We start from the raw sequence: 16,432 nt of genomic DNA, 5'->3' as shown, positions 1-16,432 counted from the left end.
GATCGGAAACAAGATAACAAAAAAGACTCCTGTTCGGGAGTCTTTTTTGTTGGTGTCAACCCGGTTTTCAGGCCCGGTTTTTCAGAAATTCGGCCAGGCTCACCGGCGTTCGACCCAGCAGATTTTCCAGAGCAGGATCGGGTTCGTTCAGCTCGTTGTGTTTGATGGCTTCAGCCAGACCCGTATACACTTTAGCAACCGGCGCAGGCAGGTGCTTCATCAGCTCCGCTTCGAACGCCCTGGTCGGGATATCGATGTATTCGACGGTTTTCCCGTTCTGGCTGAGCACAGCGGCAATGTCTTTGAACGACCAGGAAAGCGGAGCCCCGATCTCGTAAATTTTGTTTTCGTGCCCTTCGGTGGTTAACGCATTCGCCAGTCCTTCGGCAATGTCGGCCCGCAACACAAAACTCACCTTACCTTCGCCAGCCGGATAAAACAGTTGCCCGGTTTCAGCCGCATTCCCTACGAGCCCCGGCAAGACATCCAGATAAATACTATTCCGGAAAATGGTGTACGTCAACCCGGATTCTTTCAGAAGTTCCTCGGTCAGAAAATGGTCGATGGCGGGCGTAAACCGGGCTTCTAATGAGGGCTTGGGCGCACTGGTGTAAAAAACGTGCTTCACACCGGCTTCCTTCGCGGCCTCGATAACGTTGGTATGTTGCCGAACCCGTTCCGGACCCGTTACTGAACTGGAAATCAGGACCAGTGTATCAATACCGGCCAGGCTGGCGACCAACGAAGCGGAGTCATCGTAATCGCCCGCGCGAACCTGTATGCCCTGGGCAGCCAGGTCAGCTACTTTGGCCGGGTCCCGGACGAGGGCGACGAGGGAATCCGGGCTGGTTTTGGTCCGTAAAAATTCGAGCGTGGCTTTTCCTAAATGGCCAGAAGCTCCGGTGATGGCAATCATATCGTGCTGATTTAACGTTTCTTAGTTACTTTTGGTAACTCAAAACTATTCAGTAACCAAGGATGCCGCAAGAAGGCATGTCGTCATAAGTCAGGCACATGGACGGAACTATTGTTGATTCTCAGCAGGATAGCTTACAAAAAAAGCTGAAGAAAATTCTGGAGCCGACCCCCGGCGTACTAGCTCCGTGCCCCATTCGGGACATTCTGGACCGGTTAAGCGATAAATGGTCGGCCTTGTCTATTTTTCACCTGGGCGATGCCGGAACCCTGCGGTTTAATGAACTCAGGAAACGAGTTGATGGGATTTCGCAACGAATGCTGACCGTCACACTGCGGAATCTGGAGCGCGATGGGCTGGTAAACCGGCGGATGTATCCCGAAATACCGCCCCGGGTCGAATACGAACTGACCGCGTTAGGCCACAGTTTTTTGAGGCAGCTTATTGAACTGGGCGAGTGGGCCGCCCATCATAGTGACCCGATTATGAAAGCCCGTGAGCGGTATGCCGCCCGCGAACAGGAGGCTGTTCCGGGGAAATGGTAAAACCGGCGGTTGTCCGGGCTGTTAAAACTCAATCAGTTGTTCGGCCTGCTGTTGCAGGAGCATCTTGTAGAGGTCGTTGTGCAGCGTACCTTCTTTCCAGTAATTCCGGATTTGTGCCAGCTTCACGCGTAACGCCAGCGTATGGGTGCCCAGATAGCTAAAAATGTCGTTTAAATGGCTGAGGGCGAGCGCCCCGCCCTGGTGGTTGGCCGAGAGGCCGACCAGTGCCACTTTTTTGTTCGATAAACCGCTGGGGTAACTCAGGCCGTCGATGAAAGCTTTCAGGACGCCGGGGTATGAATTATTGTATTCGGGAACGATAAAAACCATCTTTTTCGCCCGTTCGACCACCTCCTTGTATTGGTTGAATTCTGGATTCTTTCCCGTATTTTCGTACAAAGCCGTCATGACAAAATCGGGCGGGAGCCCGCTCAGATCCAGAATATGGCTCGGTATGGCCATCCGTTCCAGGATCGCGTGGTAATACTCGGCGACCTGGCGCGACATGGAATTTTTCCGGTTGGTACCGACAATAATAATGATGGGATTTTCGCTGACCGGTTCGGTAGGATTTGGGTTCATTCGTTTATTTTCGTTGGACCGAAATTACGCTCGGTTGCTCCAATAACAACCCATTCCGGTTTTAGTTCAAGCAGATCAATGACTTATCAGGACGTTAAAACCGCCTTGCAGGCCCAGGCCGATCCCGAAAAAGCCGCCTTTTTTAAACGATTTTTCAAAACCGGGCCGGGGCAATACGGTGAAGGCGATGTGTTTCTGGGCTTATCGGTGCCGCAGCAGCGGCTGATCGCTCAACACTACCGGCAATTACCGCCCGGCGAAACCGAAAAGCTGGTGCGTGACCCGTTCCACGAATGCCGGCTGACGGGACTGATTATCTGGACCAACCAGGCCAAACCAGCCCACGATGCCAACCGAAAGCTGATTTTTGACTATTACCTGCGCAATAAGGAATTCGTCAACAATTGGGATCTGGTCGATACCAGTAGCCCGGGCATTGTCGGCAACTACCTGCTGAACAAAGACCGCAGCATTTTATACGAACTGGCGCGCGAAAACCACCTGTGGTCGCAACGGATTGCGATGGTATCGACGCTGGCGTTTATTCGCAAAAACCAGTTTCAGGACACTTTTCGGGTCGCTGAGTTGTTGCTTAGCCACCGGCACGACCTGATTCATAAAGCGGTTGGCTGGATGCTGCGGGAAGTCGGAAAGAAAAATCCGGATGCGCTCGAGGAGTTTCTGCACGACCATGCCGGGCGGCTCCCGCGCACGGCGTTGCGGTATGCGATTGAACGGTTTGAACCCGTTCGCCGAAAGTACTACCTTGAACGTTGACCGTGCCTGCCGTTTTCTTACTATCTTTGCCCCCTGCTTTCAAAGTAAAGCGACTGATTTCGAACTGTTAACTGGAGACTGACAACCTATGTCGTGGTTTATCCGTAAAGAAAAAGGGATCAATACGCCGACCGAGATGAAGCGCGAAGCGCCGGACGGTTTATGGTACCAATGCCCGAACTGCAAGAAAATCATGCACACGCGGGAGCACAAGCTCAACGCTTATACCTGCGTTCACTGTAATTACCACGAAAAAATTGGGTCGGATGCGTATTTCGCACTCCTGTTTGACGACGGTGTTTTTACTGAACTGGATGCCAACATGACCTCGGCCGATCCGTTGAAATTTGTCGATACGAAACCGTATCCGGAGCGGGTTAAAGCCAGCATTGCCAAAACACAGCTGAAAGATGCCGTTCGGTCGGCGTACGGCAAAATGAACGATCTGGAGGTTACGGTAGCCTGCATGGACTTCAACTTCATTGGCGGATCGATGGGCTCGGTGGTGGGTGAGAAAATTGCGCGGGCGATCGACCATTCGCTGAAAACCCGGACGCCGTTCCTGATGATTTCGCGTTCGGGGGGTGCCCGGATGATGGAAGCCGGTTTTTCGCTGATGCAAATGGCCAAAACCTCGGCCAAACTGGCGCTGTTATCGAACGAAAAAATCCCGTACGTTTCCCTGCTGACCGACCCGACCACCGGCGGTGTGACGGCCTCATTCGCGATGCTGGGCGACTTTAATATTGCCGAACCGGGTGCCCTGATCGGTTTTGCCGGGCCGCGTGTGATTCGCGAAACCATCGGCAAAAACCTGCCCGAAGGCTTTCAGAGCGCCGAGTTCGTGCTTGAACACGGTTTTCTGGACTTCATCATTGACCGGAAAGACCTGAAAGAGAAACTGACGGCCTTGTTTAAAATGTTGCAGTAGCTCAGAAACCGTACGCTCATGCGCCTTGTCTCTCATCCCGTTCTGTGCAATTACTACATCACCTATCGCTGCAATGCGACCTGTAGTTTTTGCGACATCTGGGAACGGCCGTCGCCCTACGTGACGCCGGAGAACGTGCGCGAAAACCTGCGGGACCTGAAACGGCTGGGCGTCCGGGTGGTGGATTTTACGGGCGGAGAACCGCTGCTCCACCGCCAGCTCGACGACCTGCTCCGCGAAGCCAAGGCGCTCGGCCTGATTACCACCATCACGACCAACGGACTACTGTATCCGAAATACGCCGAGCGTCTGCGCGGCCTGGTCGATATGCTGCATTTTTCGCTGGATTCGCCGATTGCCGAAGAACACGATAAATCGCGGGGGGTGAAGTGCTTCGCCAAGGTGATGGATTCCATCGCCCTGGCCCGTCAACTGGGCGAGCGGCCCGATATTCTGTTTACGGTTTTTGAACACAATGTTCACCAGATCCGGCAACTGCACGAAGAAATCTGCCTGCCCAATAACCTGGTGCTGATCCTGAACCCGGTTTTTGAATACAATGAGGTGGAAACCGGGGCCGGTTTTTCGGAAAAATCGCTGCAGGAAATGACCTGGTGGGGTAAGCAGAAAAATGTCTACCTCAACGACGCCTTTATCCAGCTCCGGCGCGATGGCGGCAACCACGTCAATGACCCAATTTGTCTGGCCGGAAGCACGACGCTCGTGATTTCGCCCGAAAATAAACTGGTGTTACCCTGCTACCACCTCGGCCTGAAAGACTTCCCGATTGAAGGCGATCTGTACAACCTCTATCGTTCGGAAGAAGTCCAGAAGCTGGTGGCGCTGGAAGGGCGCTTGCCGGGATGTGAGGGCTGCGCCATCAATTGTTACATGCAGCCTTCGTTTGCCGTCGAAATGAACCGATACTGGTGGAAAGCCCTGCCCAGCACACTGAAATACAACCGCATCAAAGGCACCTGGAAGCAGTTGTTCTGAGCTTTACCGTTTGATGACTTTGTGGGTGTACCAACCCGCCGACTGCGGTGCCGGAGCCGCCGTATCTACCAAGACTTCCTGAATCATTTACCCGGGCCATCAGTCAATAGTGACCGTGGAAGGGTTTCCGGCTTGCTGCAACAACGCAGCTTTTTTCTGGCGAAACGAATCCGCAGAGCGAATGAAAAACGGGCGTTGATCAGGTTTTGTTGAACCGGACCGCTCAATTTTGTAGTATTACGGGCGCGGGATTTTTGCATAAATTCTCCCTGAAAAAGAATGCTTTATACCCCTGAACAAACCGCCGGTTTTTCAACGGACTCTTTCCGGTATTTACTGGCGAATCAGACGGACCACGTTCTGAGGCTGACGCTCAACCGGCCCGAAAAGAAGAATGCGCTGAACCCCACGTTGCTCAACGAACTGGCCTTTGCCCTGACCTATGCGCGGTACGAAAAGGAGGTCTGGATTGTGGTTCTGGCCGCTGCGGGCGATGTGTTCTGTGCCGGAATGGATTTGAAAAGCCTGTCATCGGGCGAACCCTTGGATGTAACCGTTCCGCCCCCCGCCGGGCCGGTGCGGTTGGCCGACCTGCTGGCGGACCTGCACAAACCCTGCCTTGCGCAGGTGCGGGGATCGGTCTATGCCGGCGGTTTTTTATTGATTGCCGGTTGTACGTATGTTGTTGCGGCTGATAAGGTTACGTTCAGTTTGCCGGAAGTGAAACGCGGTTTGTTTCCGTTTCAGGTGATGGCCAGCTTACTTGAAATCATGCCCGCCCGGACGGTTCTCGATCTGTGCCTTCGCGCCCGGACGTTATCCGCAGCCGACGCCCGGGCCGTTGGGCTGGTGACGCAACTGGTGCCGGATGAACAGGTAGAAAAAACCGTTCAGGAATTGGTGATTGAACTCAAACGGCATTCGCCGACCGCCATGCAATTCGGTTTGCAGGCGTATCAGCAATTAAAAACCATTCCGCCGGATCAGCAGCAGGCTTATCTGTACGAGCAGTTTCAGCGGATTCAGCAAACCGCCGATGCGCAGGAAGGCATGGCAGCTTTTCTGGAGAAGCGGTTGCCGAAGTGGCGAGGGGAGTAAAAAGACAATTATCCTAAGTAAAGGCATAAATACAGAATACTAGTAGCATTATTGCTCCGTGAATCCGTAAGGGCGTTAGCTCACAGAAATAGCTTGTCATTCTCAGGATCTGTAGTGTCCAAGCATAAACTTTACAGACGTACTCACGGATCAATAAAAATTATTTTAATATTTTTTTAATCAATCTTGCAGAAGAGTCCCATCTCGTTTATCATTGTGGAAAATACAATAGACTTTCTCTAAAGATTACAAATTGATCGATTAGGTATTTTGCTCACAAAACCTTAGGCGAGTATTTTAGATTTTGGACCTGTTTAACGAAGAAATAATCAATACAAAATATAATAACTTCAATTATAGTAGCTGATAAAAAGTTACTAGGAAGAGATAATTTTCATAACTTTTTCAAATCTTAACTTCAAGCCTGCTCTGGTAAAAGTATACGCTACTACAAATTTAGTGGTAGAAGATACTGTTTTTATTATTGAGCAATAGTTGAAATAGTAAGGGATGTATTATATATAAGCATGTGAAGAATGCATAGTAAGAATACAATTGATGAGAGTTGATGGCGTAATTGTAACATTATAAACAAATAAAGATATGCTCTATTATACAGACTCATTTAATAATAAAATTGGAAATATAATTGAAAAATTTGAAGAGATTAAAAATAAAGAAAAGGATACTATTAGAAAAAACAAAATAAACGAAATACTAAATAATCTAAATATATATAATAATACAGTATCGTTAAACATAGCTAATAAAGATGTGTTTTTTAAATTTAGTCGAAATTCTATTGAACAATTTGTTAAAAGTATAGCCTTTTTTGCAAATATACCATTGCAAGATATAAATGAAAAAAGTTATTATAAACAACTTGGTCATATGGAAGTGTATTCGAAAAAGCTGATAGTTTTTGAAGAAGCTAATTACGAGAAACTTAGTATTCTCAAAACTAATGACAAAGTTACTTTGACGTGGAAATTTTTTTGTTTTATAGCGATTATGATTTTGTTATTAAATTTTTTAATTGTATCGACAGTTTTATCGGTAGAGTTTAAGATTTATATTTCTCTTTTACATATTCTTATGATATTAGGTGTTGCTTTTTATTTTTTGAAAAAGATAAGTAGAGAAGAGGATCTGCAAATAAAATTGAAAATCTTGGAATATCTAATAAATTACCCTAGCCAGAGCTCAAAACATCAAGATAAAATAATGGAGTTTTTATTGAGTGAGCTTAAAGATGACGAAAGAATAAATCAAGAATACGATGGTTTTCAAAAGTATATTAAAGAAAAATAATTAACACATGACTAAATTTAAATACGGGTATAAAGCATTTATAAAAGATGTTTTTCTCGAGCTACCAGATTATAAATTTAATCATAATCCTATTGAAGGCAACGGAGATACAGGTAATGAGAACAAAGAGATTTTTATTGGTCGACGGGCTATCGAAAACCAATTGCTTAATATTCTAAAGTTTAGTGGAGCCAATGGGTCCTACCTTGTAACAGGCTATAGAGGAATGGGGAAGACAAGTTTTGTCAAACGCGTTTTAGCCATTTATGCCAAACATAGGAAAATTAATAAACGCACAGATATAGCAATTGAAAATAATGTAAAACAAATAAAGATAAGCTTTGCTCAATCGGATTTAAACGAGAAGGATATATTAAAGCAAATTACCTCAAAGTTAATATACTATTGTGAACAGAATTTTTTTGTTAAACTTCGAGGGACTTTTAGTTTTTTTAATATACTTATTGGGTCTTTTGTTTTACTTCTTGGATTGCTAATATACATTAAGCCTTTAAAATATACTAAAAGCCTTGGAGATGAAAATGTCGATTCTTTCAAGAATAGCGACTCGGTACGGGTAGAAATGACAAGTATAGAATTAGACTCACTTATAAATAATAGGCTAAAAATAGATTCAATAAATGGAGTTATTAGAGCCAGAATAGAATCGAAACGATTGGAGTATTTTAGAGAAAGTCATAAAATATTAAATTGGGTGCCGTTTGTCTATTTTAGTGATGAGTATATTCGATTAGTTGATTTTTTTAAAGATGAAAAAAAGAGCATCCTTGAAGATGACTTAGATAAAAAGTTTGGCGCTATTTTACTCTTAATAATAATTAGTTTTCTGTTGTCCTGCATAATATATGCGATAAAAAATATACTTGAGCAAATTGTATTAAGGTTTCCAACATTTAAATATACTAAATATTTTAAAGAAAAGATTGTAATAGAACAAATGCTTTATAAAAGATTAGTTGAGCTAGAAGAGAATATTAATGCAAGCTTAACAAAAGAAACCGGCATGCAGAGTATGAGTGAAAAAATGCCATTTGGGTTTTTTAATAAAAGTACAAAATCTTATGCAATATTAAATTCAAAAGAAATAGAAACGGAACTAATTTCTATTTTAGATCAATATAATAGTTTCGAAACATATATTAATGAATTTGTTGTTGTTTTTGATGAATTAGATAAAGTAGAACCGGGGTTAGGCAAGGGTTTTTATAATGAAAAAGAAGATGTTATTCAAAACGATAGGTTCGCTAATCTAAAAATGGACAAAACCAAAAATAGGCGCGAAGCTATAATTAACATTTTGTCATCATTGAAGTATTTCGTAACTGAAGCAAAAGCAAAATTTATTTTTATCGCTGGCAGAGAAATGTTTGATGCCTCGTTGGCAGATATTTCAGATAGAGAGTCTTTTATTAGTAGTATATTTCACCAAATAATCTATGTTGATAGTTTTTTAAAAGAGTCCGTATACCCAAATAGTGGAGGTAATACGCTTTCAGCTATGGCCGAGCTGTATCTTTCCCATATACTTATACCTGAAGGCTTCAATACAGGAGGAAATTTCCTGAGAGACTATTATAATTACATAAACACTCAGCATAAAGAATTAAATTTCAGAGGATTATCTTCAAGTGATTATCAAAAGGAGCTATTAAAAGTTATTTATACGCTGCAAACATTTATCGTTTTTTTAACCTATCGTAGTAATGGTTCTCCTAAAAAAATTGTACGAATAATTGAAGAATATGTCATTAGTGAGGACCATCCTAAATACAACAAACCTCACTATCACAATGTAATTATTAAAAGAAAGAATAATAAGCCTAAACTTTTTCTATCCTTTTCTTATAAAAATCAATATCATTTTGGGTTTATAACATATTTATATAGACCCTTTCTGATGAGCCAAAGCGTTGTGTTAAAGGATTTTAGTGATAATATTTTGGTGTCTACGCCTTATTTAATGGATCATATTTTGAAATACCATCCCTTTGCTTTCTCTACTCAAAATCTTGAATTAATCCCGGAAGTATTTACTAATAATAGGAATCCATTGTTTAGGTATTTTGTGGACGAATTAATTAAATATCTTAATATAAACCATTTACGCGAGACTGAAATTGGGATGTTTGATTATAAATTTTTGAGTCGGACTACAAACGAAATAAAGTATTTATCAAAAATATTTGAAGACGAATTAGCTGCATTTAACTTCTCACTGGATGAGATGTTTTATGTGAAACACCATTTAAAAGAAAAGATTTTAGAGATTAGAAATAATTATAATATAAGCCTTATTGATAGCGGCAATCAAGAATTTATAAGATCAATCTGTTTTTTAAATGGACTACTAGGTGATGCCTATTACTTCGACCAAGAATATGATAATGCATGCGTGGCGTATAGCGATGGGATTCAATTTTTGCCTATAGCAAAGCAGCCAAACCTTGATATATCTATTAATATTACAGTATTTAAACTTAAGCTTGGTCTTATTCATGAGCGAATGGGGAATTTTGAAAATGCGGTGGGATATTATACTGATTGTATGAATCAATTGCAAACTATTACCGAAAATGATTCTCCTTACTATAATAAAAGGAATCAGGAAATAATAAAATTATATAATTTAGCCTGCTCTGCTTATTTATGTATTATTGAAAAGTATAATTATAATGGTGTTTCATATGATTGGATAGAGAAAACCATTATTGCATTTGATAACTTATTTACTAAATGCGATTACAAGGCCGAGGCTCTTTTAATAAAAGCAGACTTTTTGAATAATATAGCGGGTTTATTGTATTATAAGAATTTTTCGGTTTTAACGTTTTCAATTACAAGGACAAATCATTTACTACACAGAATAATTAATAATGATGATATTTTTAATACATTACAAGGATCGCTAGGTGTAGAGGATAGCAACCATATTTTAATCGAAGAGAAAAAACAATACAAAGGTAGATTTAAGGCTTTATCCAATCAAATTACTCATCTTTCTGATGTAAAGCATAAAGGGTCGAAATGGATTTATGTATTTAAAAATGGATTATACGCTAATGAAAATAGGAAATTATCTTCTAAAATAGTTTCATTAAAAAATAAGGATGAACAATTCTCTGAGATGGCCTTAGAGTTTTATAGAGTTAGTTTATATAATTGTTTACAATCTGTAAATAATATTCCTAGAAAATACTTTAAAGATATAACAGAAACTTCTAGCTTAAAAAAGCTGATTAGTTGCGCATCTAGTTTGTTGTTTGATAGGCGTACAAATATATCGAAAAATACCCTAAAGGTTCTTGGTTTTACTTTGTCCTGTCTTGGTGATTGTATATTTTCTGGCATAAAGGATAATGAAATTAAAGAGAGTGAGCATTATTTGAAAAATTTCTGGGATATTTTTGAAGATTTAAGCAATACGTTTACTAATAATGAAACTAGAAAAAAAAGATGGGATATTATTACTGATAAGTATTTTTTAGGGGTTTATAATGGAAAAATAGCCCGGAGTGAACTTGTGACTTTTACCATTTTTACTTATTATCTCTCTGGAAGGTTTAACTCAAAAGCTGGGTTGCTGACTAGTTTTGGGATACAACTAAAGAAAATATTGCTTTTACTTAATCGATTTAATGTAAATTCTGATGGCAAGCAAATAAATTTGTTTAATAGATATCATAATATCTATACTGAAATCGAGACTTCTTTGTTAGCTATGCTTCTAGAAGTCGCTTCTTGGAACAGCGATTCGACTGATAGGCCTCAGATCTATAAATTTAAGAATGTAATTACAAGTATTGAAGGGATGCCACACCCCGATGAATTTGCCAGAAATAATTATACTAATATTTCTAATAGTCCAGATGTAAAAGAAGCGTTACTACTTTTTGCAAAGTTTAAGTTGCGGTCAAAAGATTATCCTGTTATTAAGGGCGATAGCCTAGATGAAATTATTAGAAATATTCCTGAAACGGTTTTAATAAATCAGTATCAGACTATTTCATCGAAAATGACTCGAATGCTTGAAATGGATGTAATGTCAATAATAAATGATGAAATTTTGAAAGTATATTTTGAAGAAATAGTAGATTGGAAAGATCAGCCTTTTAGATTCTTCAAAAGAAATAAAATAGAAATAGATGAGATCGGTCATAGAATTGATTTGAAAGCCTTCTCATTAGCTGGTGAGTCTGAATTTTATAACTTCCTGGAAAAATTTATTTTAGTGCCGGGCTTTCAAAAGAAGAAAGTTGATTTTAAAAATATAGTTATTAACTCTGTTTTTTGTTTATTAGAAATGATTCAGACTATTGATATATATGGTGTTAACCCTTATGTTTCCAATTCTTTCAAAGCGGCATGTCATGCTAAATTAGGCCGTTGGTTAAAATATTATGAATTGTCCCGGTTGATTGATTTAATTGACGGTGTAAAAAAAGAAGATCCTTACGAAACAAAAAATCTTATTGAATCCATGGTAGGAGAAGGTACTATGGTCATTCACGATTCTACTTCCCACTTCCAGATTGCCTTAAAATACCTTCATCGTGCGAAAGAATTTCATAAAAATGGAAAAGAGTATGATAATTATCTGCGCAGTAATCTGATCTTCTTAGAAGGCAGTTATGATGATGAAATGTATCATTTTGGCATTGCGCTGGAACGCCAATCGCTAAACAATGGAAGTATTAGGGAGCGTATAAAAGATCTTGAAAAAGAAATTGCTGATTCACCACTGTTGAAATACCAGAAGTACGCAAATAATACGCCGATCTAGACTTGTATTTTATTAACTAGTAATCCGGGCAGCCTTCCCGGCGTCGCGTGTCGATGATGGTCTGTACTTTCCAGAAGCCGTTTATTTTCACCAGCGTAAACGCATTGACACCGCAGTGGCTTTTCTGGCCGTTGTAGTAGAACACGTACGGTGTCCAGGCCAGGGCCAGTTCGGCATCAATTTTGACATCATACGCCGACAGCCGTTCGTCGAGCGTCCCCGGTTTCTGTTTTCCGACCGAAGCTACAAAACCGGGTATGGCCTCAGTCCGGACGCTGATAACACCTTCTTTGTTCTTCGCAACGCTCTGCAACGAGGCTCCCGGCGCAAAAACCGCCTTGAAAAGCGTCGTATCGGCTTTTCGCATGCCGTCGAATAGCTGGGAAATAGTGGCCCGAACGGCTTTTTCGTCGTCACTTTGGGCAAAGGTGGATAACGAAAACAGGGTGAACAGGGCGAGTAAGGCTTTTCTCATAGGACGTTCGATGCCGTAAAATAAAAGAACCTGTTTGTGATCAGGACCGTATTGAGGCCCGTTGCCGGCAGGTTCATATTGGGTCAAATATACTGATTTAGAATCATTTCGTCCTACTCCTGATTACCACTGATCGGCGGGCACTAAAAGGAAAAATCGAAGCATATTCTCTCGCTGATGGGCGAACAGCCATAAAAAAACCGGAAGCTGGTACCAGCTTCCGGTTTCGCGGACCCACAAACCGGGGTACGGGTTAGAGGGTACTGAAATCGAATCCTTCCAGGAAAGACGTATTGAACTGGCCCGACTGAAACTTGGGATCGTCCATCAGCTTGATGTGGAACGGGATCGTGGTTTTGATGCCTTCGATCACAAATTCCTGCAACGCCCGTTTCATCCGGGTGATGACCTCCTCGCGCGACTGCCCCGAAACGATCACCTTGGCGATCATCGAGTCATAATTCGGCGGAATGGTATATCCGCTGTACACGTGACTGTCGATCCGGACACCGTGGCCGCCGGGGAAATGCAGATTGGTGATTTTACCCGGCGAAGGGCGAAAACCGTTGGCGGGGTCTTCCGCATTGATGCGGCATTCCATCGCGTAGATTTTCGGCGTATAGTTTTTACCGGAAATGGGTGTGCCGGCGGCTACTTTTATCTGCTCTTTAATGAGGTCAAAATCTGTTACTTCTTCCGTGATCGGGTGCTCCACCTGAATCCGGGTGTTCATTTCCATGAAATAGAAGTTCCCGTGCTTATCGACCAGAAATTCAATGGTACCCGCTCCTTCGTACCCGATGGCCGATGCCCCCTTGATGGCCGCTTCGCCCATGCGTTCACGCAGTTCGGTGCTGATGATGGGCGAGGGCGTTTCTTCTACCAGTTTCTGGTGCCGACGCTGAATGGAGCAATCCCGCTCCGACAGGTGACAGACTTTGCCGTATTGATCGCCAACGATTTGAATTTCAATGTGACGGGGCTCTTCGACGTATTTTTCCAGGTACAACCCATCATTGCCGAAGGCCGCACCGGATTCCATCTTGGCGTCGAGCCAGGCTTTGTCAAAGTCGATTTCACTTCGGATAATCCGCATTCCGCGACCACCCCCGCCGGCCGTGGCTTTGATGATTACCGGATAACCCATTTCGGCCGCCAGACGTTTTCCTTCTTCGACCGATTCCAGCAGCCCGTCAGAACCCGGAATGACCGGCACACCAGCAGCTTTCATCGTAGCTTTGGCTGTGGCTTTGTCGCCCATCGCGTTGATCTGCTCGGCGGTGGCGCCAATGAACTTTATCCCGTAATCCGCGCAGATTTGCGAAAATTCGGCGTTTTCCGACAAAAAACCGTAGCCGGGGTGAATGGCGTCGGCGCTGGTTACTTCGGCGGCAGAAATAATATTGGGAATATTCAGGTAAGACTGGCGGCTGGGCGGAGGGCCAATGCAAACTGCTTCGTCGGCAAACCGCACGTGCAGGCTATCACGGTCGGCCGTCGAATAAACCGCTACCGTTTTGATGCCCATCTCGCGGCACGTCCGGATAATCCGCAACGCAATTTCGCCCCGGTTGGCGATGAGTATTTTTTTAAACATAAAGAGTGAAAGACCCAAAGAGCGAAAGAGCGAAAGGGGGCTAATGACTCACCCTTTCACGCTTTCGCTCTTTCGCTCTTTAAATAGGTTCAACAAGGAACAAAGGTTGGTCGTATTCCACGGGTGTCGCGTTTTCGACCAGTATTTTGACAATCCGTCCGCTTACTTCGGATTCGATCTCGTTGAAGAGTTTCATGGCCTCGATGATGCAGACGGTTTTACCCGGTTTTACCTCGTCACCTACCTCAACGAAGGCGCTGGCATCCGGCCCGGCCGAACGGTAGAACGTACCGATCATCGGAGATTTGATGGTCAGGAAATTCGACGTATCCGCTTTGGGAGCCGGGCTGGCAACGACGGGAACTGAAGCCGCAGGCTGTGGAGCGGGCGATGCGGGCTGAGCGGCCGCCGGTAAAACCGGTTGGCTGGAAGTGGCTACCGCCTGACCGTAGCGTTTAACGCTCAGTTTCAGTTCGTTGGTTTCAATGCTGACCTCGTCCAGGCCCGACTGGGCGATGAAGTCGATGAGTTTCTGAATGTCTTTCGTATCCATCTCTTGCTGAGTTATGAATTATGAGCTATGAATATGAGTTGGCTGACGCATACAATCATAATTCATAACTCATAATTCATAATTTCTAAAGCTTATTTAACGCGTTCAACGTAATCGTATGTACGGGTATCGACCCGGATTTTATCGCCCTGCTCGATGAACAGCGGCACCATGATGGTCGCACCGGTTTCGACTTCCACTTTCTTTTTGGGGCTGTTGGCCGTATCGCCCCGAATACCCGGTTCCGCATACGTAACTTCGAGTTCTACGAACGGAGGCATCTCACACGTCAGGGGTGTTTCGGTTTCGGCATTGATGAGGATTTCCACCTCCTGGCCTTCCTTCATCAAATCGGCTCCTTCCACGATTTTGCCCGTCAGGTTGATCTGGTCGAACGTTTCGTTGTCCATGAAGTTATACCCGGCTTCGTCTTTGTAGAGGTACTGGAATTTGCGACGCTCTACCCGAACCGGATAAATGGTAACGCCTGCGTTGAAGGTATTATCGAGTACTTTCCCCGACGTCAGACTTCTCAGTTTTGTGCGCACGAATGCACCGCCTTTTCCGGGTTTAACGTGTTGAAATTCAATAATTTGGAATAGGTCGTGATTAAAGTTAATAACGAGTCCGTTCCGAAGATCTGCGGTCGTTGCCATTCTGGTAGTTTAACGTTTAATGTTCAACGTTTAAGGTACGGTTCCGTTCACGCCAAGGACGTTCAACGTTAGACCGGAAACCTTAAACGTATTAATAGGCCCACTTTACATAAGCCGCTCCCCAGGTGAAACCGCCCCCAAAGGCGGCCAATACCAGGTTATCACCTTTTTTCAACTGCGATTCGTAGTCGAACAGGCAGAGCGGAATGGTTGCTGCGGTGGTATTTCCGTATTTATGGATGTTGAGCATGACCCGGTCCATGCCGAGGCCCATGCGGTTGGCGGTGGCTTCAATGATTCGTTTGTTGGCCTGATGCGGCACCAGCCAGGCAATATCGTTGCCGGTCAGGTGATTCCGTTCCAGGATTTCGGCGGAAACATCGGCCATGTTTTTGACGGCAAACTTGAAAACCGACGGTCCGTCCTGGTAGACATAATGCCAGCGTTTGTCGATCGTGTCGTGGGTAGGTGGGTAGCGGCTGCCGCCGGCTTTCTGAACCAGGTGATTCTGCCCGGCACCGTCGGAGCGAATAATGGAATCCAGCACGCCGTTGCCTTCCGCGTTCGGTTCCAGCAAAACCGCCCCGGCACCGTCGCCAAATAAGACGCAGGTGGTCCGGTCGGTATAATCGACGATGGCCGACATCTTATCGGCGCCCACCACGACCACTTTTTTATATTTTCCGGTCTCGATGAATTGTGAGCCAATCGTTAATGCATACACGAATCCCGAACAGGCCGCCTGAATATCGAAGCTGCCGATGGCCCGGATGCCGGTCATATCACAAATCAGATTGGCGGTCGACGGAAACACGTAATCCGGGGTGGTGGTGGCGCAGATCAGCAGTTCAACCTCGCCGGGATCGGTTCCGGTTTTGGCCAGCAGTCCTTCCACGGCTTTGGCCGCCATGTGCGACGTGCCCAGCCCTTCGCCTTTCAGAATATGTCGTTCTTTAATACCGGTGCGGCTGGTGATCCATTCGTCACTGGTATCCACCATTTTTTCCAACTCTGCGTTGGTCAGGATGTAGTCCGGTACATAGCCGTATACGCCCGTAATTGCCGCTCTACTGTTCATACTCGGGGGTGCAATCAATTTGAAAGACAAAAGAAGGGAGAATAAAGACAATAGAGTCGCCGGGAGCTAACATCCAGGTACCGGTATCACTAATCTTTTGTCTCATGTCGTATATC

Annotated in this window: 14 protein-coding genes; 7 read left to right on the top strand and 7 right to left on the bottom strand. The window is 44.2% G+C overall.

What is annotated here, in order from left to right; translation table 11 throughout:
- Positions 1 to 67: 67 nt before the first annotated feature.
- Positions 68 to 916, bottom strand: a complete 849-nt coding sequence (locus ACFPMF_RS15835; RefSeq protein ID WP_379846827.1) for an SDR family oxidoreductase — start codon at positions 914 to 916, stop codon at positions 68 to 70.
- Positions 917 to 1,014: 98 nt separating this feature from the next.
- Here ACFPMF_RS15835 and ACFPMF_RS15830 point away from each other — a divergent pair, with 98 nt between their 5' ends.
- Positions 1,015 to 1,461 carry a winged helix-turn-helix transcriptional regulator gene (locus tag ACFPMF_RS15830; RefSeq protein WP_379846824.1) on the top strand — a complete coding sequence of 149 codons (447 nt, stop codon included), beginning with the start codon at positions 1,015 to 1,017 and terminating at the stop codon, positions 1,459 to 1,461.
- 21 nt (positions 1,462 to 1,482) lie between these two features.
- Here ACFPMF_RS15830 and ACFPMF_RS15825 read toward each other — a convergent pair whose 3' ends face one another.
- Positions 1,483 to 2,043, bottom strand: coding sequence for an NADPH-dependent FMN reductase (locus ACFPMF_RS15825; RefSeq protein WP_379846822.1), 561 nt, complete (start codon positions 2,041 to 2,043; stop codon positions 1,483 to 1,485).
- Between the two features lie 78 nt (positions 2,044 to 2,121).
- On the opposite strand from ACFPMF_RS15825, the gene ACFPMF_RS15820 reads away from it, so the two are divergent.
- From ACFPMF_RS15820 to ACFPMF_RS15795, 6 genes are all read left to right on the top strand, one after another.
- Positions 2,122 to 2,820 (top strand): DNA alkylation repair protein, encoded by a 699-nt coding sequence (locus ACFPMF_RS15820; RefSeq protein WP_379846819.1) that lies wholly within the window; start codon positions 2,122 to 2,124, stop codon positions 2,818 to 2,820.
- Positions 2,821 to 2,908: 88 nt separating this feature from the next.
- Positions 2,909 to 3,751: an acetyl-CoA carboxylase, carboxyltransferase subunit beta gene (accD, locus tag ACFPMF_RS15815; protein WP_379846817.1), complete on the top strand. Its 843-nt coding sequence runs from the start codon at positions 2,909 to 2,911 to the stop codon at positions 3,749 to 3,751.
- Between the two features lie 18 nt (positions 3,752 to 3,769).
- Positions 3,770 to 4,747 carry a radical SAM protein gene (locus tag ACFPMF_RS15810; RefSeq protein WP_379846814.1) on the top strand — a complete coding sequence of 326 codons (978 nt, stop codon included), beginning with the start codon at positions 3,770 to 3,772 and terminating at the stop codon, positions 4,745 to 4,747.
- A gap of 279 nt (positions 4,748 to 5,026) precedes the next feature.
- Positions 5,027 to 5,845 (top strand): enoyl-CoA hydratase/isomerase family protein, encoded by an 819-nt coding sequence (locus ACFPMF_RS15805; RefSeq protein WP_379846811.1) that lies wholly within the window; start codon positions 5,027 to 5,029, stop codon positions 5,843 to 5,845.
- A gap of 603 nt (positions 5,846 to 6,448) precedes the next feature.
- Entirely contained in the window at positions 6,449 to 7,156 is a 708-nt protein-coding gene (locus ACFPMF_RS15800) for a hypothetical protein (protein ID WP_379846809.1), read from the top strand.
- Between the two features lie 7 nt (positions 7,157 to 7,163).
- A complete protein-coding gene (locus tag ACFPMF_RS15795; RefSeq protein WP_379846806.1) occupies positions 7,164 to 11,957 on the top strand; it encodes an ATP-binding protein in 4,794 nt (1,597 codons plus the stop codon).
- 16 nt (positions 11,958 to 11,973) lie between these two features.
- On the opposite strand, the gene ACFPMF_RS15790 is transcribed toward ACFPMF_RS15795, so the two are convergent.
- The 5 genes from ACFPMF_RS15790 to ACFPMF_RS15770 form a co-directional block, all read right to left on the bottom strand.
- Positions 11,974 to 12,432 (bottom strand): nuclear transport factor 2 family protein, encoded by a 459-nt coding sequence (locus ACFPMF_RS15790; protein ID WP_379846804.1) that lies wholly within the window; start codon positions 12,430 to 12,432, stop codon positions 11,974 to 11,976.
- A gap of 253 nt (positions 12,433 to 12,685) precedes the next feature.
- Positions 12,686 to 14,029 carry an acetyl-CoA carboxylase biotin carboxylase subunit gene (gene accC, locus ACFPMF_RS15785; protein WP_379846802.1) on the bottom strand — a complete coding sequence of 448 codons (1,344 nt, stop codon included), beginning with the start codon at positions 14,027 to 14,029 and terminating at the stop codon, positions 12,686 to 12,688.
- Positions 14,030 to 14,108: 79 nt separating this feature from the next.
- On the bottom strand, positions 14,109 to 14,582 hold the full coding sequence (gene accB / locus ACFPMF_RS15780) for an acetyl-CoA carboxylase biotin carboxyl carrier protein (protein WP_379846800.1): 474 nt from the start codon (positions 14,580 to 14,582) through the stop codon (positions 14,109 to 14,111).
- A 92-nt stretch (positions 14,583 to 14,674) separates the two neighbouring features.
- Positions 14,675 to 15,238 carry an elongation factor P gene (efp, locus tag ACFPMF_RS15775; protein WP_379846797.1) on the bottom strand — a complete coding sequence of 188 codons (564 nt, stop codon included), beginning with the start codon at positions 15,236 to 15,238 and terminating at the stop codon, positions 14,675 to 14,677.
- A 91-nt stretch (positions 15,239 to 15,329) separates the two neighbouring features.
- The gene (locus ACFPMF_RS15770) at positions 15,330 to 16,316 is read right to left on the bottom strand and encodes a beta-ketoacyl-ACP synthase III (protein WP_379846795.1); all 987 of its coding nucleotides are present in this window, start codon (positions 16,314 to 16,316) and stop codon (positions 15,330 to 15,332) included.
- Between the last annotated feature and the right edge of the window lie 116 nt (positions 16,317 to 16,432).

The sequence above is a fragment of the Larkinella bovis genome (assembly GCF_042655385.1).
GTDB lineage: Bacteria > Bacteroidota > Bacteroidia > Cytophagales > Spirosomataceae > Larkinella > Larkinella bovis.
The sequence above is the reverse complement of the archived record's forward strand: the minus strand, read 5'-3'. Positions and strand labels throughout refer to the sequence as shown.